This window comes from Marinobacter segnicrescens, from assembly GCF_900111555.1.
Taxonomy (GTDB): Bacteria; Pseudomonadota; Gammaproteobacteria; order Pseudomonadales; family Oleiphilaceae; genus Marinobacter; species Marinobacter segnicrescens.
In genome coordinates this window covers 182,601-204,938 of the sequence record NZ_FOHZ01000004.1, presented here as the reverse complement: position 1 = coordinate 204,938, position 22,338 = coordinate 182,601, and the positions used below count along the sequence as shown (strand labels likewise).

The 22,338-nt window shown below is 58.0% G+C and carries 18 protein-coding genes; 5 read left to right on the top strand and 13 right to left on the bottom strand.

Going from position 1 to position 22,338, the window contains the following annotated elements; genetic code table 11:
• Nucleotides 1–181 precede the first annotated feature (181 nt).
• From BM036_RS06520 to BM036_RS06510, 3 genes are all read left to right on the top strand, one after another.
• The gene (locus BM036_RS06520) at nucleotides 182–2,272 is read left to right on the top strand and encodes a putative bifunctional diguanylate cyclase/phosphodiesterase (protein ID WP_091849678.1); all 2,091 of its coding nucleotides are present in this window, start codon (nucleotides 182–184) and stop codon (nucleotides 2,270–2,272) included.
• 23 nt (nucleotides 2,273–2,295) lie between these two features.
• On the top strand, nucleotides 2,296–2,883 hold the full coding sequence (locus BM036_RS06515) for a LemA family protein (RefSeq protein ID WP_091849676.1): 588 nt from the start codon (nucleotides 2,296–2,298) through the stop codon (nucleotides 2,881–2,883).
• 178 nt (nucleotides 2,884–3,061) lie between these two features.
• Nucleotides 3,062–5,008 carry a M48 family metallopeptidase gene (locus BM036_RS06510; RefSeq protein ID WP_091849674.1) on the top strand — a complete coding sequence of 649 codons (1,947 nt, stop codon included), beginning with the start codon at nucleotides 3,062–3,064 and terminating at the stop codon, nucleotides 5,006–5,008.
• Nucleotides 5,009–5,117: 109 nt separating this feature from the next.
• On the opposite strand, the gene gspD is transcribed toward BM036_RS06510, so the two are convergent.
• The 6 genes from gspD to BM036_RS06480 all read right to left on the bottom strand — a co-directional run bounded on the left by gspD (nucleotide 5,118) and on the right by BM036_RS06480 (nucleotide 11,816).
• Nucleotides 5,118–7,109: a type II secretion system secretin GspD gene (gspD, locus tag BM036_RS06505; protein WP_091849772.1), complete on the bottom strand. Its 1,992-nt coding sequence runs from the start codon at nucleotides 7,107–7,109 to the stop codon at nucleotides 5,118–5,120.
• Between the two features lie 144 nt (nucleotides 7,110–7,253).
• A complete protein-coding gene (locus BM036_RS06500) occupies nucleotides 7,254–8,099 on the bottom strand; it encodes a type II secretion system protein N (RefSeq protein ID WP_091849673.1) in 846 nt (281 codons plus the stop codon).
• The gene (gene gspN / locus BM036_RS06495; RefSeq protein WP_091849661.1) at nucleotides 8,099–8,893 is read right to left on the bottom strand and encodes a type II secretion system protein N; all 795 of its coding nucleotides are present in this window, start codon (nucleotides 8,891–8,893) and stop codon (nucleotides 8,099–8,101) included. The genes BM036_RS06500 and gspN overlap by 1 nt, the downstream gene beginning before the upstream one ends.
• A gap of 232 nt (nucleotides 8,894–9,125) precedes the next feature.
• Nucleotides 9,126–10,769 (bottom strand): chaperonin GroEL, encoded by a 1,644-nt coding sequence (groL, locus tag BM036_RS06490; protein ID WP_091849659.1) that lies wholly within the window; start codon nucleotides 10,767–10,769, stop codon nucleotides 9,126–9,128.
• Nucleotides 10,770–10,857: 88 nt separating this feature from the next.
• Nucleotides 10,858–11,148 carry a co-chaperone GroES gene (groES, locus tag BM036_RS06485; RefSeq protein ID WP_091849657.1) on the bottom strand — a complete coding sequence of 97 codons (291 nt, stop codon included), beginning with the start codon at nucleotides 11,146–11,148 and terminating at the stop codon, nucleotides 10,858–10,860.
• A 161-nt stretch (nucleotides 11,149–11,309) separates the two neighbouring features.
• On the bottom strand, nucleotides 11,310–11,816 hold the full coding sequence (locus BM036_RS06480; RefSeq protein WP_091849655.1) for an FxsA family protein: 507 nt from the start codon (nucleotides 11,814–11,816) through the stop codon (nucleotides 11,310–11,312).
• A 168-nt stretch (nucleotides 11,817–11,984) separates the two neighbouring features.
• Here BM036_RS06480 and BM036_RS06475 point away from each other — a divergent pair, with 168 nt between their 5' ends.
• Nucleotides 11,985–12,293: an MGMT family protein gene (locus tag BM036_RS06475; RefSeq protein ID WP_091849653.1), complete on the top strand. Its 309-nt coding sequence runs from the start codon at nucleotides 11,985–11,987 to the stop codon at nucleotides 12,291–12,293.
• Here BM036_RS06475 and BM036_RS06470 read toward each other — a convergent pair.
• The 7 genes from BM036_RS06470 to BM036_RS06440 all read right to left on the bottom strand — a co-directional run bounded on the left by BM036_RS06470 (nucleotide 12,265) and on the right by BM036_RS06440 (nucleotide 21,010).
• A complete protein-coding gene (locus BM036_RS06470; RefSeq protein ID WP_425434076.1) occupies nucleotides 12,265–13,704 on the bottom strand; it encodes an AmpG family muropeptide MFS transporter in 1,440 nt (479 codons plus the stop codon). The two genes, BM036_RS06475 and BM036_RS06470, sit on opposite strands and share 29 nt — an antisense overlap.
• Nucleotides 13,667–14,149: a YajQ family cyclic di-GMP-binding protein gene (locus BM036_RS06465; protein WP_091849651.1), complete on the bottom strand. Its 483-nt coding sequence runs from the start codon at nucleotides 14,147–14,149 to the stop codon at nucleotides 13,667–13,669. Before BM036_RS06465 ends, BM036_RS06470 begins: the two co-directional genes overlap by 38 nt.
• 533 nt (nucleotides 14,150–14,682) lie before the next feature.
• Nucleotides 14,683–15,894, bottom strand: coding sequence for an argininosuccinate synthase (locus BM036_RS06460; protein ID WP_091849649.1), 1,212 nt, complete (start codon nucleotides 15,892–15,894; stop codon nucleotides 14,683–14,685).
• A gap of 345 nt (nucleotides 15,895–16,239) precedes the next feature.
• The gene (gene fliS, locus BM036_RS06455; RefSeq protein ID WP_091849647.1) at nucleotides 16,240–16,644 is read right to left on the bottom strand and encodes a flagellar export chaperone FliS; all 405 of its coding nucleotides are present in this window, start codon (nucleotides 16,642–16,644) and stop codon (nucleotides 16,240–16,242) included.
• 82 nt (nucleotides 16,645–16,726) lie between these two features.
• Nucleotides 16,727–18,718, bottom strand: a complete 1,992-nt coding sequence (gene fliD, locus BM036_RS06450; protein WP_091849645.1) for a flagellar filament capping protein FliD — start codon at nucleotides 18,716–18,718, stop codon at nucleotides 16,727–16,729.
• Nucleotides 18,719–19,107: 389 nt separating this feature from the next.
• Nucleotides 19,108–19,545: a flagellar protein FlaG gene (locus BM036_RS06445; RefSeq protein ID WP_091849643.1), complete on the bottom strand. Its 438-nt coding sequence runs from the start codon at nucleotides 19,543–19,545 to the stop codon at nucleotides 19,108–19,110.
• A 70-nt stretch (nucleotides 19,546–19,615) separates the two neighbouring features.
• On the bottom strand, nucleotides 19,616–21,010 hold the full coding sequence (locus BM036_RS06440) for a flagellin N-terminal helical domain-containing protein (protein ID WP_091849641.1): 1,395 nt from the start codon (nucleotides 21,008–21,010) through the stop codon (nucleotides 19,616–19,618).
• Nucleotides 21,011–21,434: 424 nt separating this feature from the next.
• Here BM036_RS06440 and BM036_RS06435 point away from each other — a divergent pair, with 424 nt between their 5' ends.
• Nucleotides 21,435–22,217: an enoyl-CoA hydratase gene (locus BM036_RS06435; protein ID WP_091849639.1), complete on the top strand. Its 783-nt coding sequence runs from the start codon at nucleotides 21,435–21,437 to the stop codon at nucleotides 22,215–22,217.
• Nucleotides 22,218–22,338: the final 121 nt, after the last annotated feature.

Here is a 22,338-nt window from a genome sequence, read left to right as displayed (position 1 = left end):
GCGACACCAGAACCGAGCATCCTGTCCCCTCCTTAACAAATTGAAACACCACCTACTGCACTATTCTGAAAAAATGGTTATCTGGTCAGTGCAAACAACGAGATCTGGTCCATACTGAATCATTAGTGTGCTGTATCAAAAAAACAACGGAACCAGGCGAACTCATCACAATGCGACAACGATGACCGAAGACTTTCAACTGGAACGACGACTCGGCTCCCGCATGCTCCGCTGGGTGCTGTCTGCTGCCATCCTGGCCGGTATCCTGCTGAGCGTGGTGCAGATAATCACTGACGCCCGCCGGGTGTCCGCGGAAGTGGACCGTCATGCCGAGCAAACGATAGAGCTTGTCCGGGATGCTGCCACCCAGGCGATCTTCAGCCTCGATGAAGCCCTGGGAAACCAGGTTGTCTCCGGGCTCTTGGGCCAGGACGAATTGCAGAAAGCGACGATCCGGCATCCGGAAGGGGAAGTACTGGCCGGTCATCAACGACCACTGAGTGAGTCCCCCTGGCGCCGCCTCACTGACTGGATCTTCGGTGAAACCCGTGTCTATACCGCAGACCTCCAACGCAGCGACCTGTCGCAGGCCATGCGCCCGGTTATCTACGGCGAACTGGAACTCACCTATGACACCGCACCTGCTGCCAAGGCCTGGGTAGAACGCTCGGCGCTGACCTTACTTGTCGGTATTATTCGCGCGATCATCGTCGGGCTGGTGCTCTTTACGGTGGTCTACTGGCTGATTACGAAACCCCTGCAGAACCTGGTCCGGTCATTGGTCCACGTTGATCCAGTACACCCGGACCGGCACTTGCTGCAACGGCCGAGAAGTCACCAGGGCGATGAACTGGACATCCTCGTGCGTGCCATCAATCACCTCCTGGTCGCCATCGAAGACACCCACCGAAAACACCAGGATGCGGAAAACAGGGCTAACAGGCTGACCCGCTACGACCAGCTAACCGGCCTGCCGAGCCGGGAAACCATCCTCTCGTCACTGACGAACGCCCTGGACGAATGCAAAAGAAACCGGGACAACCTGGCGGTGTACTGCTGCGGCATCGATGATTTCAAATCCATCAACGAACAACTCGGCTATAAAACCGGCGACCAGATACTGCAGGTGCTGGCAGAGCGCCTGAACGAGCAATCCACTCACCAAAGGATACTCGCCGGCCGACTTAACGGTGACCAGTTCGTCGTCATCGCCAACCCGGTAGAAGACCAGTATGAAGCCGCCGAACTGTCTGAATGCCTGCTACAACTGTTCAGGGAACCAATCCAGGTCAACTGCAGCACCCTCGACATCACCGCTACCATCGGTGTCGCCATGTACCCGGCCGATGCCGACGAAGCCGGCCACCTGCTGCAGCACGCTGAACACACCATGACCCTGGCCAAGGCCGAGGCAAACAATCACAGCCGCTTTTACATCGCCAGTGTCGACCAGGAAATCCGCGCCCGCAAACAACTGGAGAAAGACCTGGCCCAGGCCCTTGGCCGGGGCGAATTCCACCTGGTCTACCAACCCCAGATCAGCCTTCAGAGCAACCGCATCATCGGTGCAGAAGCACTACTCCGGTGGTCCCACCCGGACCGAGGCATGGTACCGCCCGACCATTTCATCCCGGTGGCCGAACTCAACGGTACCATTGTTGAAATCGGGCAATGGGTACTCGACGAATCCTGCCGCCAGGCAGCTGCCTGGGCCGCCAGCGGCATGCCCCTGCGCATTGCCGTCAACCTGTCAGCGGTTCAGCTGCGCCAACCCGACATCGTCGGCACCATCCTGGCCACCCTGGGCCGCCACGAAATTCCCCCGGGCCGGCTGGAGGTGGAAATCACCGAAACCGGTTTCATGGAAAACCTGGAAGACGCCGTCGAGAAACTTCGACAGCTCAACGGGGCCGGAATCAGCATCGCTGTAGACGACTTCGGCACCGGCTACTCGTCGCTCACCTACCTCAAGCGCATGCCGGTCCAGCATATCAAGATCGACAAACAGTTCGTCCAGGACCTGCTCACCAACGACGACGACACCCGCATCGCCAACACCATCATTGATCTTGGCAAGAGCCTCAACCTGTCGGTTATCGCTGAGGGCGTCGAAACCCACGAACAGGAATTCTACCTTCGCCAGCGCGGCTGCCAGATTGCACAGGGTTACCACTTCAGCCGCCCACTGACGCCGGAAGCTTTTCGGGAATTTGTGGCGCAATTCCATGGCAAACTTGAGGAAAACGTGGACAATCCGCAATATAACCGCTGAATCCAACCAGGAACGGACCCACTATGACCTCCACCCTCATCGGCCTCGCCGTAATCGCCGTTGTCGTTATCTACATCATCGCCATCTACAACCAGCTGGTCTCCTACCGCAACCAGTTCAAAAACGGCTTCGCCCAGATCGATGTCCAGCTACAACGTCGCCACGACCTCATCCCCAATCTCGTAGAATCAGCCAAGGCCTACATGAGCCACGAACGGGGCACCCTTACTGAAGTCATGGAAGCCCGAAATGGCGCTGTGAACGCCCAGAAGGACGCCGCGACGGATCCCGGCGAAGCGGGCAAGATGAAAAAGCTCGGGATGGCAGAAGGCCTGCTGGACAAGGCCCTGGCCAACTTCTATGCGGTGGCGGAGAACTATCCGGACCTCAAGGCCAACGAAACCGTCCAGCAACTGATGGAAGAGCTTTCCAGTACCGAAAATCGCGTTGCCTTCGCCCGCCAGGCCTATAACGACAGCGTGATGAGCTACAACATCCACCGGGAGAAGTTCCCCAACAACATCGTAGCCGGGTTGTTCTCGTTCAAGCCTACGGCGCAATTGGAGCTGGAGACCCTCGAGGCGCGGACCGCACCAAAGGTTTCGTTTTAATGGAAGCCTGCACCACAGCATGAGGACAGGGCCCCGGTATCGCTTTCCCGGACCTTCAAAAACAGGGACGTTTTTGAAGAGCCTCCATGGATGGATTCACGGCGTGTCCGGGAAAGCGATACCGGGGCCCTGGCCCGCCACCCAAGCCCGCCAGTTTGTCTTCCCCGGAATGTAAGATATGGCCAAAAAAGGATTCTTCGAACGCCAGGCCAACGCCAAACGCAATACCGCCTTACTGGTCTTCCTGTTCGCCATAGCCGTCACCCTCATCGCCCTGGCCGTCTGCGTGGTAGGCTACTTCGTCACCCGCAGCGAAACCACCAGCCTGCCCTTCCACCAGTGGCTGATGAGCTACCACGGGCTCATGACCGCCACCGTCGTCGTCCTGCTTATAACGGGCGCCTCCGCCATCCGCTGGATCGACCTGGCCGGAGGCGGGGACCGCGTCGCCAACATGGTCGGAGCGAGGCTACTCGATCCATCCAGCCAGGACTCCGACGAACGCCGCTACCGAAACGTGGTCGAAGAAATGGCCATCGCCAGCGGCGTCCCCGTACCGCAGCTCTACGTTATGGACCACGAAACCGGCATAAACGCCTTCGTCGCCGGCTACAGCCCCAACGAAGCCGTCATGGTGGTGACTCACGGAGCCCTCACCCAACTCAGCAGGGACGAACTCCAGGGCGTTATTGGCCACGAATTCAGCCACATACTCAATGGCGACATGCGCATCAACGTCCGACTGATCGCACTGCTGGCCGGCATCCTCGCCATTGGCCAGATTGGCACCTTCCTGCTTCACAGTGCCAGTGGGCGCACCCATGTCAGCAGCTCACGCGGTCGTAATAACGGCCAGGGCGTGATACTCATCGTTGCCCTGGCACTTACAGTCATTGGCTACGTGGGGGTATTCTTCGGGCGCCTTATCCAGGCCGCCGTGTCCCGGGAACGGGAGCGACTGGCCGACGCATCGTCGGTGCAGTTCACACGCAACCCCGAAGGCATCGGCGGAGCCCTCTACAAGATCGGGCTTACCAGTGGCTACTTCCAGAGCACCAGTCATGCCAGCGACATGAATCACATGTGCTTTGGCGAAACCACCAAAATGGCGTTCAGCAGGTTGCTGGGCTCCCACCCGCCCATCGACGAACGCATTGAAGCCATCCAACCGGGACTGATAACCCGACTCCGAAGCCGGCTTCGGGACCAGCCAGCTGAATACCAGGCCTCACAAGACGCGGGACAGGCCGACACCCCCCGAGGCGCCAGCGGTTTTAGCGGCACAGGCACGGGCGACCACCCCAGTTCCATAACTGCCAGCGCAGGAACGGTCACCCCCGGCACCGAGCAGTACGCGAGCCAGCTACTGGCCCACCTCCCTGCCAACATACGTGAACTGCTATACACCCGGGCAGGAGCCGTTCAGCTGGTATACGCACTGCTCACCCGGGACCTGCCCCAGGCAACGGCAGACGGTATGTTGAGCTTCCCGGAGGACCATGTCGTCCTGCGGCCGCGCCCTGACCTGGTCGGCAAGATCATGCCCACCCTGCTCAGGGAGAGCGACGCCATACGCCTGCCGGCCCTGGAGCTGGCCATGCCGGCCCTGCGAAAACTGGACCCGGATGAGCGCCTGGCGTTGGTGAAACGGGTGGCCGAGCTGGTCCAGGCGGACAGCCGGGTTACCCTGTTCGAATTTGCCCTGTACAGCTTCCTGAAACGCCATCTCGCATCCGATGCCGGCCGGGTGGTACCGGTGCGTTATCGCAACTATAAGGCGGTGGAGACGGACCTGAGCCTGCTGTTCAGCCTTATGGCCCGCGCCGGCACGTCCAATGACCAGGAAGCGAAGCAATTGCACCAGCAGGTCATCGCCAGCTTCATCAGAGGACAGCGGGGCTCAAGCCCGGTGCTTTTCCCGAGGGCCACGGTGGCATCGCTGAGTAATTCCCTCAAACGCCTGAACCAGCTGTCACCCTTGCTGAAGCCGGCGGTCCTGGACGCCTGTGCACAGTGCGTACAGCATGACGGGCAGGTAGAAGCCAGGGAATATGAACTCCTCAGGCTTGTTGCTGACCAGCTGGACATCCCCTTGCCCCTGCTGCGAGGCACACCAGCTGCCTAGGACGCCGGAACCCCCCGCGCACACCCTTTGTCAGGATAAAAAAAAACGCCATCAGCTGAACTGATGGCGTTATTTATTTCAGATTACGATCCAGGCCTGGTGTCCGAATTCAGGAAGCCTCGTCCAGGGCGTCAACATCCTCTTCCACCATGCCCTGCTTGCCCTTGAACATACTTTCGATGGGGGGAGGGTCCTTTTCGTCCGGCAGGCCGAGCTTCTCTCGGACGCCGAGATTAATGTCCCACAAGCCCTGGTATTTCTCACCTGTGACCTCGGCAGTCTTGGCCTTGTCCAGCATGATAGTGGGTCGCAGGAACACCAGCAGGTTACGCTTCTCCCGAGTCTCGGACTCCGAGGAGAACAGCTTGCCGAGGATCGGGATATCACCCAGCAGGGGCACCTTGCTCTTGTTGACGCGCAGGTTGTCGTTGATGAGGCCACCCAGCACGATAGTTTCACCATCGTCCGCCAGGACCGTCGTCTTGATTTCCCGTTTGTTGGTGACAATATCCGATGCGTTCTCTACGCTGTCAGCCACATCCTCGGTGGTCTGCTCCACTACCAGGCGCACCAGCCCATCATCGCTGATACTCGGGGTGACCTTCAGGGTCAGACCGATATCCCGGCGCTCAATAGTGGTAAACGGGTTACTCAGGCCGTCTCCGGCCGTGGCCTGCTGGCCGGTCCTGAAAGGTACGTTCTGGCCGACAATAATCTCTGATTCCTGGTTATCCAGGGTGATAATGCTGGGAGTGGACAGCAGGTTGGCCGCGGCCGAGGTGGACAGCGCCTGTAACAGGACCCCCCAGGTAATACCATCACGATCACGTTGGCCGGCACCTATGGTAATACCACCCACCGCGGGGGTAATCACGCTGTCCGACAGAATGGCACTGATAACGTCACCAATGCTGCGCCCGACGTTATTAAAGTTACTCCCGATGACCGGTGTCGACGAGCCACCTTCATCGCCTACTGCAAACTGTACACCCAGGTCACTACCCAACTGATCACTGATCTCGACAATGGCCGCTTCGATCATTACCTGGGCCCGGCGCACATCCAGCTGGGAGATAATCATCTCCGCTTCCTGCATCATGGATGGTTCGCCGCGAAGCACCAGCGCATTCAGGCCCTCATCAGCGAACACCGAGAAACCGGTACTGTTCCGCCGGCGGGTATTACCTCCGCTGCCACCCTCGCCCTCAGCCTCACGGACCACTTCGCCCATGACCCCTTCAAGGATTTCCGTAAGGTTCTTGGCATCACCGTGGTTGAGTCGGACAACCTTGGTGGTGCCGCCCGACGCCGACGGCTGGTCAAGTTGGCGAATCAGGTTCCGCATCTTGTCCCGGAAATTCTTGTCTCCCCGGAGGATCAGGCGATTGCTGCGCTCATCGGCAGTCACGCTGAATTTGCGGGACGGGGATTCACCGCCAGCAGCACGGCCAAGCTCATCAGGTGCCAGTTCCTGCAACAGGGTAACCATATCTCCCACCCAGGCCTCGTCGAGCTGGATCACTTCCACTTCGTATTCCGCCGGGCTGTCCAGGTCGCGGACAATGTTCTCGATGCGACGAATGTTGTTCTCATGGTCGCTGACGATAAGGGCATTGGCCGCAGCCACTCCAGCCAGGTGCCCGTACTTGGCAACCAGCGGCCGAAGAATGGGTACCAGTTCAAGGGCGTTGGCGTTATTGACGGCAATAACACGGGTGACCAGTTGTTCGCTGGGAGTTTGTTCAAACCGGGTGAGGTCCTCGGCATTCTGCTTGGCATCCACCTGCTGGATAACCTTGATAACCTCTTCGCCGGGAATCGCGGTAAAGCCATGAACCTGGAGGACGGCCAGGAACAGGTCATAGATCTCGTCCTTGTTCATGGGGGCGCTGGAAAGCACGGTAACCTTGCCCTTGACCCGGGGGTCGACCACAAAACTGTAACCGGTAATGTCTGCCACCTGGGTAACAAAGGCGCGGATATCAGCGTCCTTGAGGTTAAGGCGCCAGGTGCCTTCGCCGGAGTCCTGCGCCATGGCCATCAGTGGCAACAAAAGGGCCAGAACCAGGGCCCGCATGAGGTTTGTGGTGAGCTTAGTCATGCAACGATTGCGTCCTGTATCGATGAAGCCTTTCGGGGCCTCTGAATCATCCCGTTCGCCATCCGGCATCCAGGGGCCATCCAGCTTTCTGCGTATACCCGGAGACACCGCGCCCCGGCCTTGATTGAGAAACCGCAGCCGCCCCTACTGCGGCAGCGCATAGGTCACCGTGAAGCGGGCACCGTCCCGTTCCACTTCTACCTGCACCTGAGGCTCAGAGCGCAGGGTTTCCAGTAACTGGCGGTCCTGTTCAAGGTCGCCCAGGGGGTAACCATTGATTGCGGTAATCACGTCTCCTTCCCTGAGATTGACCGCCCGCAACATGGCGTTGGAGCCATCAAACACATACCCCTGGGAGCCGCCATCGTCCACCGGCCGAAGGCCGAATGCAAGTAACGCGTTCGCACCTTCGCTATCGAGCCGCGCCTGGGCCTGGTCAAGAAAGTCGCCTGGGGAGTCTGCGGTGCTGGCCGGCTCCTCGGAAACCAGTTCAGTCCCCTCAAAATCGTCGTCGAACGTCAGCGACTCATAGGCTCCCTGACGCCGGATCAGTATACGCCCGGGCTCTACCTCGACAAGTTCCGCATTACCTGGCAAGACGTCACCCACCCTATAATGGGCAGTAACGTTACCTCCGCTTGTGACTATAGCACCGGAGTTCTCAGGCTGCGCCGCTACCAGCACGCCTTCAAGCGACAGCCGCAAAGTGGTTTCCGGAGCACTCTCCCGCACCGACCTTGCAATCGGCTGGGTGCTGGTCGGGCGGCCGAACAGTTCGAAACTCGCCAACGGTGCGTTCACTGAAGCGCCCCCGCTAGCGGCCGGCGAGCCAGACTGATACAACGGCGCGATACCCTGTTCATTCCATAACGCCTGCCAGGTCAGCCACCCCAGGACAATGGCCAGGTATACCACCAGCCCCGCCAGCAACAGATTGGCCAGCCACCGCGGAATCCATGCCGGCACACGTGCCCGTTGCGACCGGGGCATCAGAATCGTCCTCCTGGCAGTAACGGTTGCTGGACCTGAAAAATGACATCACCCGGCTGTGCCGCGCCGGACCAGGATTGACCTGCCAAATCCACCATGCGCTTGTACACCCGGATATCCATCATTCCATTTAACGCCAGGCTGGCTTCGGCCGCCGGCTCAGCCTTGCCTTGCTCACTGACTCTGAGCAAGAGGCCGCTGGTGGAGTCTGTCAAGGTCGCCTGCATTGGGGGGAACACCGCGCTCTGGCGACGATCCCCCATTGGCCAGCTGACATTGCCACCAGGCCAGCGCGCCAGGCCGGCAGCGCTGTCCAGTCTCCTGTCAGCCATTGTCACTCGTAACCGGTCTATGACCACATCGCCTTCCAGCAGGGCACCACCGCTCTGACGAATGACGTCAGCAAACTCGGGAACATGCAGGCGGCCGGACAGATCTGCCACCAGGGACCCGGGCCAACCCAGCGTCAGGTTTCCATCTACCCTGGATGACACCGTCTCAAGGCTCAGCGCCACCGGCTGGCGCAATCCGATAACATCAGGCCAGGCTAACTGCCAGTCTACCCGGACGGGTTTGCGCTGCACGTCAACCCGGGCAGCGCCGCTCCAGAGCGTGCCGGACACCTGTTGCACAGAAATCCCCGGGGGCAGCTGGATATGAGACGACGCCTGCGCCCAGACCCAGCCTGCCGGCAGCCAGACCACCAGGGCAACGCCATAGACAAGCAGCGCCAGCAATACCAGGAGGATCACCTTGGCAGGTCTGATAAAGGATCGGTTGGATGAATCTGTCATCGTTATTCGGGCGCCACGGCGAATCCCTGTTTCCTGAATTATGGCAGCAACCTGCACCAACTTTATGTCATTGATTCACAGGTTGAAGGCCACCCGGGGCATTCTACGTTAACTGCCACACGATGAGAAAACATGAAACACAAAAAAACCCCGCAGGGGAGAGTCCCATGCGGGGTTTTGGGGCAGGCACCGCCTTGTAGCTAAGCAATGCCTCAGGTGCCGGGCGGGCTGATTACATCATGCCGCCCATGCCACCCATGCCGCCCATATCCGGCATACCACCGCCGGCGCCTTCTTCCTGCGGCTCATCAGCAACCATCGCTTCGGTGGTGATGATGAGGGACGCTACGGAAGCAGCGGCCTGCAGCGCAGAGCGGGTAACCTTGGCCGGGTCCAGGATGCCCATCTCCAGCATGTCGCCGTATTCTTCAGTGGCAGCGTTGTACCCGAAGGCGCCTTCGCCGTCACGAACCTTGGCCACAACGACGGAGGACTCACCACCGGCGTTGAACACGATCTGGCGCAGCGGTGCTTCCATGGCACGACGCAGGATGTTGACACCGGCCTTCTGCTCTTCGTTAATGGCATCCACTTTCTCCAGAGCCGCGATGGCACGGATCAGGGTGACACCACCGCCAGCCACGATGCCTTCTTCAACGGCAGCGCGGGTGGAGTGCAGCGCGTCTTCAACACGGGCCTTCTTCTCTTTCATTTCCACTTCAGAACCGGCGCCTACCTTGATGACGGCAACACCGCCAGCCAGCTTGGCAACACGCTCCTGCAGCTTTTCCTTGTCGTAGTCGGAAGAGCTGTCCTCGATCTGCTTGCGGATCTGCTCAACGCGGGCGTTGATGTCCGCCTCGGCACCGGCACCGCCGATGATGGTGGTGTTTTCCTTGGTGACGTTGACACGCTTGGCAGTGCCCAGGTCGTCCAGGGTGGTGTTCTCGAGGGTCAGGCCCACTTCTTCGGAGATCACGGTACCACCGGTCAGGATAGCGATGTCCTGCAGCATTTCCTTGCGACGGTCACCAAAGCCAGGCGCCTTCACAGCGTTGACCTTAACGATGCCACGCATGTTGTTGACCACCAGGGTAGCCAGCGCTTCACCTTCGATGTCCTCTGCGATGATCTGCAGCGGCTTGCCAGCCTTGGCGACGGCTTCCAGTACCGGCAGCAGTTCGCGGATGTTGGAGATCTTCTTGTCGACCAGCAGGATGTACGGGTCTTCCAGCTCGGCGGACATGTTGTCCTGGTTGTTGATGAAGTACGGGCTCAGGAAACCACGGTCGAACTGCATACCTTCAACCACGTCCAGCTCGTCTTCCAGGCTGCGGCCTTCCTCAACGGTGATGACGCCTTCCTGACCTACACGCTCCATGGCATCCGCGATCAGCTTGCCGATGGTCTCGTCGCCGTTGGCGGAGATGGTGCCAACCTGGGCGATATTGCGGCTGTCGTTGCACGGAGTGGCCATTTCACGGATCGCCTTGACGGCTTCAGCGGCCGCCTTGTCGATGCCCCGCTTCAGGTCCATCGGGTTCATGCCGGCAGTAACGGCCTTGATACCCTCGTTGACAATGGCCTGGGCCAGAACGGTTGCAGTCGTGGTACCGTCACCGGCGTTCTCGTTGGCCTGGGAAGCGACTTCCTTCACCATCTGGGCGCCCATGTTCTCGAACTTGTCTTTCAGTTCGATTTCCTTGGCCACGGACACGCCATCCTTGGTGACATTGGGAGCACCGAAGGACTTGTCCAGAACCACGTTGCGGCCTTTCGGGCCGAGGGTTACCTTGACGGCATCTGCGAGTACGTTGACGCCTGCAACCATGCGCTTACGCGCGCTGTCACCGAATTTGACTTCTTTAGCTGCCATAGTTCTCTATTCCTGTTCGATTAAGCCAATCGTCTGAAGTGTTCAGCAAACAATCGGATTGAATGCGTGATCCGGTTTGCGGCAGGCCTCAGCCCTCAAGCACACCGTAGATTTCGTTCTCGCTCATGATCAGCAGTTCTTCACCGTCGATCTTGACGGTGTTACCGGCGTACTGGCCGAAAACCACTGTGTCACCTGCCTTGACCGCCAGCGCGCGGGTCTCACCGTTCTCGAGAATACGGCCGTTACCTACAGCCACTACCTCGCCCTGAGACGGCTTTTCCTTGGCATTACCGGGCAGCACGATACCACCGGCAGTTTTCTCTTCTTCTTCCTTACGGCGTACGACAACACGGTCGTGAAGCGGACGAATTTTCATTCTCGGTTTCTCCAGTGTCAGACTGTCTTTGACAATGACGTTGCGTTAAAAGCCGGGGCAGTTAACCCTCTGTTTTGCAGATGATTATCTGCCCGCAGCGAACTTGTGAGACGTTAATGGGGGTCGCAGTTTGGTTTTCAACACCCCGGGCAAAATTTTTTTTACTTTTTTTCGATGCGATCGTGGTCCCGCTCGGTCTCATCCCGGTACTCACCCTCAATGGGATCTTCCCCGCCGGGGCGACGACCAAAAGGCCCCTGCCCACCAAAGGGATCACCGCCGCCGGAAGTAAAAAAGAAGCTGCTGCTCTGTCCACGGACCACCATGCGCTTCATGGCCTGATGTACGAACCAGTGACGTGTGCCCGGGATCAGGCAGAGGAAACCGACGGTGTCGGTAATAAAACCCGGGGTCAGCAGCAAGGCACCACCAACGGCAAGGATCAGGCCCTCCGCCACTTCCCTTGCCGGCAGTTCGCCACTGTTGAGACGCTGATTTGCCCGGGTCAGTGTGGCCAGCCCCTGCTGTTTGAGCAGCGCCGCGCCAATCACGGCAGTCAACAGAACCAGGCCAATTGTCGGTAGTACACCGATCATCGTGCCCACCTGAATCAACACCGCCATCTCCGCAATGGGCATTACGATGAATAGAAAGACAAATACCGGCAATCGATGCCTCCCGGGGCTCACCCCAACGATTACTTTACAGCCAGGCACAGGCGGCATGGCAATTCAACGTGATCTGGAAACCCGGGCACGGCTCATAGCCCGGACACCCGGCTTCCATTACCATCAGGGCAAAGTTGGAAACTTCAAGTTCAGGCGGACCATTACCTTATGGAACCAACCCGGGAACAGAAAATCTGGCAAGTGGTGCTGGCGATCCCGCCCGGGCACGTTGCGAGTTATGGTCAGGTGGCTGATATGGCAGGCCTGGCGCGACAGGCGCGATTTGTCGGGAAGGCATTGGGCAGGTTACCGAACGGGCATTCCGTACCCTGGTTCCGGGTGATCCGCAATACCGGCCAGATCGCCTTTCAGGAAGGCTCGGAGACCTTTGAGCGGCAGAAATCCCTGCTCGAAAACGAGGGCGTCGAGGTTATTAATGGGCGGGTGGCTATGAGCCGGTTTCGCTGGCGTCCTTGACCGGCGCCCGCTCATCCAGCCGCTGGCCGTTTTTCAGCATGTACATGGACAGCAGAATCGCCGGCACACCCATGGCGCCCGCCACCAGGAAGAACTCCGCGTAGCCGAAGTCGGCGACCACGATACCGGAAAAGCCCCCCAGGAATTTGCCAGGCAGGGTCATCAGGGAGCTGAACAGGGCATACTGCGTGGCCGTGAAGGACGCACTGGTCATGCTCGACAGCCAGGCAATCAGCGCGACATTGGCGATTCCGCCACTGAGGTTGTCCGCACTGACCACTACGGCCAGGGTCACAATATCCGGCGGCATCTGGGCGAGCCAGACAAACAGCAGATTGGTTGCCGCAGTCATTACTGCGCCCAGTACAAGGATTGTCCGCACACCGTAACGAACGACCATCACACCCCCCACCATGGAGCCGGCAATGGTCATAAAGAAGCCAAATACCTTGGTGACATCCGCCACCTCGGTCTTCGAGAAGCCCATAAAGTTCAGGTAGAACGGGTTGGCCATCACGCCCATGGCGATGTCAGAGATACGGTAGACGGCAACCGTCAGCAGGATCAGTAACGCCAGCTCCCGGTAACGCTGGAAAAAATCGAGAAACGGGCCAGCCACCGCCGCGGAGAACCAGCCCGCCAGTTTCGCCAGCCCCATGGGCAAATGGGCTCGCCGCTCGGCTTCAGCCTGTACCCGGTGGGCGATATCCGCAGCCGCTTCAAAATGATTGACCACCGGCTCCCGGACAACCAGTACCGTCAGCATCCCCACGCCCACCAGCAAGGCCATCACCTGGTAGGACACGGTCCAGGACCAGAATTCCGCCAGGTATAACGCGCCCGCACCGGCTACCAGCAAGGCCAGCCGGTAACCGAAGATGTAGGTGGATGCCAGTGCCGCCTGCAGGCGCTCCGGCGCGATTTCAATCCGGTAGGCGTCGATAGCCACATCCTGGGTCGCAGAGGAGAAGGCCACCAGTAATCCGAACAGGGCCATCATTTCCGGAGCGACCACCGGATCCACGGTGGCCATAAGGAACAGCCCTGTGGCAATGCCAGCCTGGGCGAGGAAGATCCAGCTGCGGCGCTTGCCCAGTAACCGGTCCAGCACGGGCAACCGCAGGCGGTCCACCACCGGCGCCCAGAACACTTTGATGGAATAGGTAATACCCAGCCAGCTGAAGAAGCCGATGGTGGCGGTTTCTACCCCCACATCCGCCAGCCGCGCATTCAGCGTGGAAAACACCAGCAGAAAAGGCAGGCCGGCGGAAAAACCCAGAAACAACAGGGCAATCACCTGCCAGCGGGTGAAGGTATAGACCGTTTCCTTCAGCCAGACGGAGTCCACACGGGGAAAGATGGCGAAGCTCCGGTCAGTCGCGGAAGTTGTTGAACTGCAGCGGCAGTTCAAGGTCCGAGTCCCTTAGCATGGCAATGACTTCCTGCAGATCATCACGCTTCTTGCCAGTCACACGGACCTTGTCACCCTGAATGCTGGCCTGGACCTTCATCTTGGCGTCCTTGATCATCTTGACGATCTTTTTGCCCTGGTCGGTCTCGATGCCCTGGCGGAGCTTCAGGTGCTTCTTCACCAGCTTGCCGGCCTTGCTTTCACCGTCATCATCGATGGCGCGGGTATCAATGTTCCGTTTGGCAAAGGCCATACGCAGCATGTCCATCAGTTGCTCCAGCTGGAACTCCTGCTCGGCACTGATGGTGATGGTCTGATCATCCAGCTCGATATCCGCCTCCACATTCTTGAAATCCCAGCGATTGCCCAGCTCCCGTTTGGCCTGGTCCACGGCGTTGGTGACTTCGTGCATGTCGATTTCGGAAACGATATCAAAGGAAGGCATGGTGATTTCTCCTGCAAAGAATCGCCCTCTGGTATGGGCTGACGAATGGCCGATAGCATAGCGGCAAACGTCCTCCACATCGACCCCGCCGGGGCGCGATTACACAAGCGTTAGTTCAGGAGACCGGACACCAGAAACACGCGGTAACACACGAAAACACAAGCTCAACAGACTTCGGGCGGGCGGGAGCTTACTCTATACACGTGGATCAGGGGAATCAGGCAGTATCTCCTGGCAGTATCCACCCCCAACGGTGGAGGATCCGGGCAGTACCTCCATCGGTATTTTGGGACATCGTTGTGTGTTGTTTCAGGCAGTTTCGAACTTTCCTTGTTTGTTGTTCTCAGGCCGGCTCCGAATGGGGTTGGCCTTTTTTATTTGGGCTGGTTGCCCCGCAGAGTTTACGGCAGGTGTTCCCTCTCCCTGGACGGGAGAGGGCCAGGGTGAGGGTGATAAGCGACGGACTACGGAGTTAAAGCCTCCACCCTCACCCCAACCCCTCTCCCTTCGAGGGAGAGGGACTCAACCGGGATTTATAGCTTCCGGCCCTTGCCCGCAGCAATCCGCAACCGCAGGGCGTTCAGCTTGATAAAGCCTTCCGCATCCTTCTGGTTGTAGGCGCCTTCGTCTTCCTCGAAGGTGGCGATCTTCTCGTCAAACAGGGAGTCTTCGGACTTGCGGCCAACCACATCCACGTTGCCCTTGTAGAGTTTCAGGCGAACGGTACCGTTGACGTACTCCTGGGTCTTGTCGATCAGTGCCTGCAGGGCTTCGCGCTCCGGTGACCACCAGTAGCCGTTGTAGATCACTTCCGCATAGCGCGGCATGATGCTGTCCTTCAGGTGGGCAACCTCACGGTCCAGGGTGATGGACTCGATGGCACGGTGGGCCCGCAGCATGATGGTGCCGCCGGGGGTTTCGTAACAACCGCGGGACTTCATGCCCACGTAGCGGTTCTCGACGATATCAATACGGCCGATACCGTTGTCGCCGCCTACCTTGTTCAGGTGCTCCAGTACTTCGTGGGGCTTCATGGCCTGGCCGTCGATAGCGACGATATCGCCCTTCTCGTAGGTCACTTCAATGTAGGTCGGCTGGTCCGGGGCGGCTTCCGGGGAAACGCTCCAGCGCCACATATCTTCCTCGGCTTCCGCCCAGGGGTCTTCCAGGTTGATGCCTTCGTAGGAGATGTGCAGCAGGTTGGCATCCATAGAATACGGGCTCTTGCCCTTTTTCTTCTCCACCGGGATATTGCGCTCGTCGCAGTAAGCCATCAGCTTCTCGCGGGAGTTCAGGTCCCACTCCCGCCAGGGAGCGATTACCTTCACACCGGGCTTCAGCGCATAGGCGCCCAGCTCGAAACGCACCTGGTCGTTACCCTTGCCGGTAGCGCCGTGGGAGATGGCATCAGCGCCAGTCTCGTTGGCAATCTCGATGAGGCGGCGGGCGATCAGCGGGCGGGCAATGGAGGTACCCAGCAGGTACTCGCCTTCATAAATGGTGTTGGCGCGGAACATGGGGAACACGTAGTCCCGTACGTACTCCTCTCGCAGGTCCTCGATGTAGATTTCCTTCACGCCCAGGGCCTTGGCCTTTTCACGGGCCGGCTCCACTTCCTCGCCCTGACCAATGTCGGCGGTAAAGGTCACCACCTCACAGTTGTAGGTGTCCTGCAGCCAGCGGACGATCACGGATGTATCCAGACCACCGGAATAGGCCAGCACCACCTTCTTGATATCAGACATGCCCTTGCTCCTGCGAATCACGAAAACGAAAAAACGAGGCTGCGCCCCGTCTTCTGACTCTGAAAAGAAGGCGCATATTGTACGGAAGTGCAGGAGGAATGGCTATTGGTGCAAGTCTGGCCGACCGGATGCGGAAGACCAGGTAGAGAAAAGAAGGTTTTTGCCACGGAATCCACGGAAGAACACGGAAAAAAGAGAAAACAAGGAAAAATCTTTGCCACTAAATCCACGAAATCCACGAAAGTTAAAAAATAGCTTTTCGTGGATTTCGTGGATTTAGTGGCCAGTAACTTATTGTCTTTTCGGTTTTTCTTTCCGTGTTCTCCCGTGGCTAGAACAGCGAAATCAGCCTACGGCCTGCGCCTGCTGGCTGGACACTTCCTCACGGATACCATCCCAGCCTTCCTTGACGGAACGCAGCAGGTTGGCCACTTCATCCAGCTTGGCCAGATCATTCTTTGCGCTGGCTTCCAGCAGGGTGCGCTCCATGTAGTCATAGAGGGCTTCCAGCCGCAGGGCCAGTTCGCCGCCCTTCTCGAAGTCCAGGAAGCTGCGCAGGCCGCCGACAATCTCGATGGCCTTGTTGATCAGCTGGGCCTTGGCGCCGTAGTCCTTCTGCTGGATCTTCGCCTTGGCCATGTTGATGCGCTCCAGAGCCCCGTTATACAGCAGCTGGATCAGCTTGTGGGGATCCGCATCGGTGATGCTGGTCTGGGTGTTTACGCGCTGATAGGCCTGCAAACCGTTCATAATCTACCTCTTTGTTACCGGCTTTCCGGTTATGCCTTGTTGGCTGCCAAACCTCGGTATGGCGAATTCATGTCAACGGCGATCAGTTATCGCGGTTGTTATTGGGCGCCAGGGCGGCCAGCTGCTGGCTGACATAGTCCCGGGTGCTGTTGAGCTGGGCAATAAGCGAGTCCGCTGCGCTGAACTGACTGACCAGCCGTTCCCGGTAGGCCGCAATTCGTTCTTCCAGGCGGACCTGGCTGTCCTGGATCTGCTCCAGCTCCCGGTTCAGGCTGTCGGTACGGGACTCGATAGCACCACCAGCGCCCACCATGCTGGTGACCATATCGACGGTACGTTCGCCGACGCCCTCCACAAAGGTGATGGAACCACGGCTACCGGTCTGGTCACCCAGAATCCGAACCTGGAGACCAGAAGCACCGCCGTTACCGCTGCCCAGGTAAAGGACCTGACCATCGCCTTCTGCTGCGCGGCCGTCAATGGTGCCAGCGACGTCCACGCCAGCGGTACTGGTATTGGTGTCCAGTCCGAACGTGGCTCCATCCTCCGCCGACGACAGAGCCACACTGGACTCGCTGCCATACTGGGAGGAGGTAAATGTCAGCTGGCCCGCGCCATCCACACCGACCTGCACCGACGTGCCGGCGGCATTCAGGGCATTGTTGGCATCCAGCTGAGCCTGAATCTCGTCCAGCATGCTTTGCTGGTCAGCGTATGTACCCTGGGTCAAGGCCAGGTTAACGGTGATGTCGTCGTTGACCGTCAGGGCTAGCTCATCGTTGGTGTCTGTAATATTGAAACTGGTACCGAGGGCGGAGCCGCCTACAAGCTGCCCACGGGTGGCCGCCTGGGTCACATTAATGTCGTAACTGCCAGGCTGGGTATCCAGGCCGCTGCGCACAAACTCTACCTGGCTGTCGGTGGTTCTGCCCTGCTCCGCAAACAGCGCGGTGACGTCGTCCGGGTTGGCCTTGAGCTGCTCTTCAAACTTCGCCCGGTCAAATTCCAGACCACCGGTCTCCCAGTCCGTGGTGATACCCACATCCGCCAGGCTCCGCACACTGGCGTTCTCCATGCCGGGAACCACCCTGGTGAGAATGCTTCGCAACTGATTCTGGACGCCTCGAACCGTAGAATCGCCGGTTAGCAGACTGCCGACCCCGGCTTCGGCGTTAAACCCGGCAAGGCTGTCAATGGTCGACTGCAGGCCATTGAACTTGTCCACAAAGCCCTGAACCCGGTCAGCCACTGCCCCCAGATCCTGGGACACCTTAATGGTGGACGTACCCTCGGCCTTGATATCAAAGGTCAGGCCATCGATAACATTTTCGAAAGTATTGGTGGAGCGTGTGACTTCAACACCGTTAACCTTCATTACCGCATCGCTGGCTGCGATGGTTTCCTGAAGACCCGCATCCGCGTCCATGCCCGTATTAAAGGCAAAGCGGGAAAGGCCTTCATTATCGGTGTCGGTACCACCGGTATCGCCCGTTACCGAGATGCTGACCGCATTGGCGGTGCCCGTTTCATCGGCGGACAATACCAGCTGGTACCCTGAACCGGTATCAATCACACCGGCAGAGACACCGGCATCGGATTCATTAATGGCGTTGGCCAGGCCCTGCAAGGTGTCATTGCTGCTGTCGATGGTAATGTTGGTGATCTTGTCACCCACAGACAATTGCAGCTCGCCCTGCCCCACACTGGTCGCGTCGCGGTCGGCGAATACCGTTTGGGAAGCCAGTGCCTGAGCCGAAGCCAGACTGGTCACTTCAACACTGTAGGTGCCCCGGCTGGCCTTGGTGGCGTCCACCGACACTCCGATATCGTCATTGCTGGAGGAGGCAGAAAACGCCTTCAGGTTATCCGGCGAGCTCAACTGACGCATGGGCAGGCGCAGCTCCGTCACGGCACTGCGGAGCTTGCCATAGGCTGAAAGCAGCGCTTCCGTCTGCTGCGTCTTCTGGGTCAGCCGGGTTTCCGTGGGCTTGCGCTCCGCGGCAACCAGCTGATCGACCAGGTCCGAAGTGAGAACTCCGGAACCGACGCCTAATGATGAAATTGCCATAACCATGCCTCCTCAAGGGGGCTCAATTCGCTACTGTTCAGTTTATCGGCAGCGGGCGGCAAAACTTTGCCTCTTTTCGCTAAATCCCTATGCCGATTTGTAACAGCGTGTAACAAGATCTTTTTTATCCACGAAAACCACGGAAGAACACAGAAAAAAAGGACTTTTGCCACTAAATCCACGAAATCCACAAAACCTATTCTTTAATTTTCGTGGATTTCGTGGATTTAGTGGCCAGTAACTTTTTGTCTTTTCAGTTTTTCTTTCCGTCCACCCTGAGACTGTCGAAGGGTCGCTCCACCGCAATCACTCAGAACGCAGAACACCGCCGGACCCTCTCAGGTGCGGCGGTGCTGGATAACCGTTGCTAGCATCAGGCCAAAAGCGGCAAGCTTCTACACCTTGATGTTTAACAACGTCAGCGGTTCGTTCTGCTGCAAGTTCTCTGCCAACCTCATGGCAACCTCATCCGGAATCTGGCGGATAACCTCCTTGGTCTCCTGATCCACCACCTTCACGATGGTCTGACCAGCGTCATTATCCACCTCGAACTGCAGGTCCCGCTGAACGTTCTGTACGAAGTCATTCAGCTGGGTAACGGCCTCACCCAGTTGCTCTTGCTGATCCTCATTGCGATCCTGAAGCCTTTCGGCCCTGGAAGGCTCACTGGACTGCTCGGCGGAGCGGGCTTGCGCCGTACGGCCTGCGGATGACGATGCCAGGTCGGAGGCATTCCTGCCTTCGGCCTGAGATGACGACAGTGCCTTCACCGGTGCCTGGTCGCTGGCGCGCACCAGCTTCAGGTTCGGGTTGCTCAGGTTAACGTCATTCATAGCTTTACCTCGCTATCCTCAAACGGCGGAAAGCCGGAACCCGAAGGTTCCGGCTGTTACCGTCAGCCCCTTACTGCAGGAGGGACAGAACCTGCTGCGGCCGGGCGTTGGCCTGGGCCAGGACGGAGATACCGGCCTGTTGCAGTACCTGGGACTTGGAGAGCTTCGCGGTTTCTGCGGCGAAGTCGGCGTCCAGAATTCGGCTGTTGGCTGCGCTCAGGTTTTCTGAGGTTGAAGCGATATTCGAAATTGTGGATTCGAAACGGTTCTGCACCGCACCCAACTCTGCCCGGAGACTGTTCACCTGATCCAGGGCGAAATCAACTGTAGTAATTGCACTCGCCGCAGAGGTCGGATCGGCAACGGAAAGTGTGGACAACTTACTCTGGCTCGTAGTTAAGGTATTAAGGCCATAAGCTGCGGTGGCATCCCCCGCTACTGCGATAGTGTTATCCACGGCACCGGTAAGCTTAATACCTGACTCGTATGTTCCTGATTGATTAGCAGAACCGAAAATGAAGGCAGTACCCGAGCCCGCCCCATCAGCATCTGCGTCTGTCAGAGTGAACTTTGTATCCTGAGAGGTAATAGTGATTTCATTGGTCGCAGAAACCTCTGCGGTCACGCCAGCCCCAGCAGCGTTAATCTTTTCTGCGATGTCATTCTCGTCATCACCGCTAACCAAATCGATCTCAGTGCCATTAACCTTAATCGTCGCGGCGGCAGTGGCATCGGTAATTGTAAATTTCTGACTTACCTCCGCTTCCCGCTGTGCAGTGACACCAGTTTTTTCTGTCTTCGCATTAATAGCATCGACAACTTGGTCTAGACTGGTAAGACCATTCACGTCTACAGCAATGGCTCCTTCACCATTACCGCCGTCAATAGTCAAATCGCCAGTGCCGTCAGCTGTATTCGAAAAATCTTTTACCGCAGTGCCAGTCGCGACTGATGCACCCAGCTGTGATGTTCGTGAGTCAACACCAGACACTTTGATGACCTGACCTTCGTTTGCCCCAACCTGAAACGTCAGATCTGCAAGGGTACCATCCAGAATGTTCTGACCGTTGAACTGAGTACTCTGGGAAATTCGTTCAACCTCATCTTTTAGAGCGGTCACTTCCTGGTCAAGGGCCGCGCGATCAGAACTACTGTTAGTAGAGTTTACTGATTGAACGGAGAGGTCACGGATTCGCTGAAGAGCGTTTGTAATTTCGCCAAGCGCACCTTCCGCTGTCTGAGCGTAAGAAATGCCATCGTTAGCGTTTCTTTGAGCAACATTCAGACCCGAGATCTGGGCACTGAAACGGGTTGAGATCGCCAGGCCAGCGGCATCGTCTTTTGCAGAATTGATCCGCAGCCCCGATGACAAACGTTCAAGAGCTTGATCGTTCAGCTTTTGGGAATTGCTCAATTGGTTCTGAGCAGACAGTGACGCAACGTTAGTGTTAATACCGAGAGCCATTATGCTTCTCCTTCGACAGATGTCGTTATTTCATGGAAAAGGTCTGGCGCCCGTTCTCATCTGGTTGGGAGCGCCGCCCTGTTGCAATGCTTAACGGCGCTTCACCAGGTTCCTTTAGAAAAAATTTCGTGGATTTTGTAAAGGAATGTAAAAGCCCACTCAGCCGTCAGTCCGGGCATTCAGGTGAGGCCCGGCCCACAGGGACGACTGGGACAGACACTCTCCAAAGAAAACCCGCCCTGACCGCAGCGCCACTGCATTTCATCGGAACAATTGGGACCGGGGTCAGCCACGTTCCATCGCTCATCCTGAGTTCGTCGAAGGATGGGGGCACCGAGTAGGTACCCTTCGACAGCAGGCCCCCCGTGGCCGATACTGATCACCTGAAAATAGCCCCGACCTAACAAAAATGAGGTGATCAGTAATGACCAAACTGTTGACACGAGATACCGACAATAACGGGATTACCACGCTCACACTGAATGAGCCCGACCAGCGCAACAGCCTTTCCATGGCCATGCTTGATGCCCTGTCGGAGGCCCTCACGGATATTGCAACAGACGACACTACACGGGTAGTGGTGCTTGGGGCTGCGGGTAATGTGTTTTGCGCAGGGCACAACCTTAAAGAAATCCGCGACCAGCTTGATAGCTATGAATTCCAGTTAGCGCTTTTTGATAAGTGCAGCAAAGTGATGCAACAGGTTGTGAATCTGCCAAAGCCAGTGATTGCCCGGGTGGCTGGCGTGGCAACGGCGGCCGGGTGTCAGTTGGTGGCCAGCTGTGACCTGGCGGTTGCGGCGGATTCAGCCCGTTTTGCCACACCGGGGGTGAATATCGGGTTGTTCTGTTCAACGCCCATGGTGGCCCTGTCGCGCAATGTGTCCCGAAAGCACGCTATGGAGATGCTGCTCACCGGTGAAATGATCAGTGCTGCCCGCGCGGAACAGATCGGGCTGATCAACAGGGTTGTTGATGAATCGATGCTGGATGAAACGGTATACACCATGGCCCGCACGATTGCCGGAAAATCCGGACACACGCTGAAGATCGGTAAGGGTGCATTTTATCAGCAACTGGAGATGCCACTGGCTGAGGCTTATGACTATACCGCTCAGATCATGGCGGACAACCTGCAGGCAGATGATGCGCGGGAAGGTATCTGTGCATTTCTGGAGAAGCGCAAGCCGGAATGGACAGACAGCTAAGGTGCTCCTCAGGGGGCGCCCTCTCGCCCCCTTTTCTCCGGGACAGACACCCCAGATCAGCCCCGCAGTAATTCCCCCTATTCAACCCAAAATCAGCGTCTCCACCGGCTACACTGACACT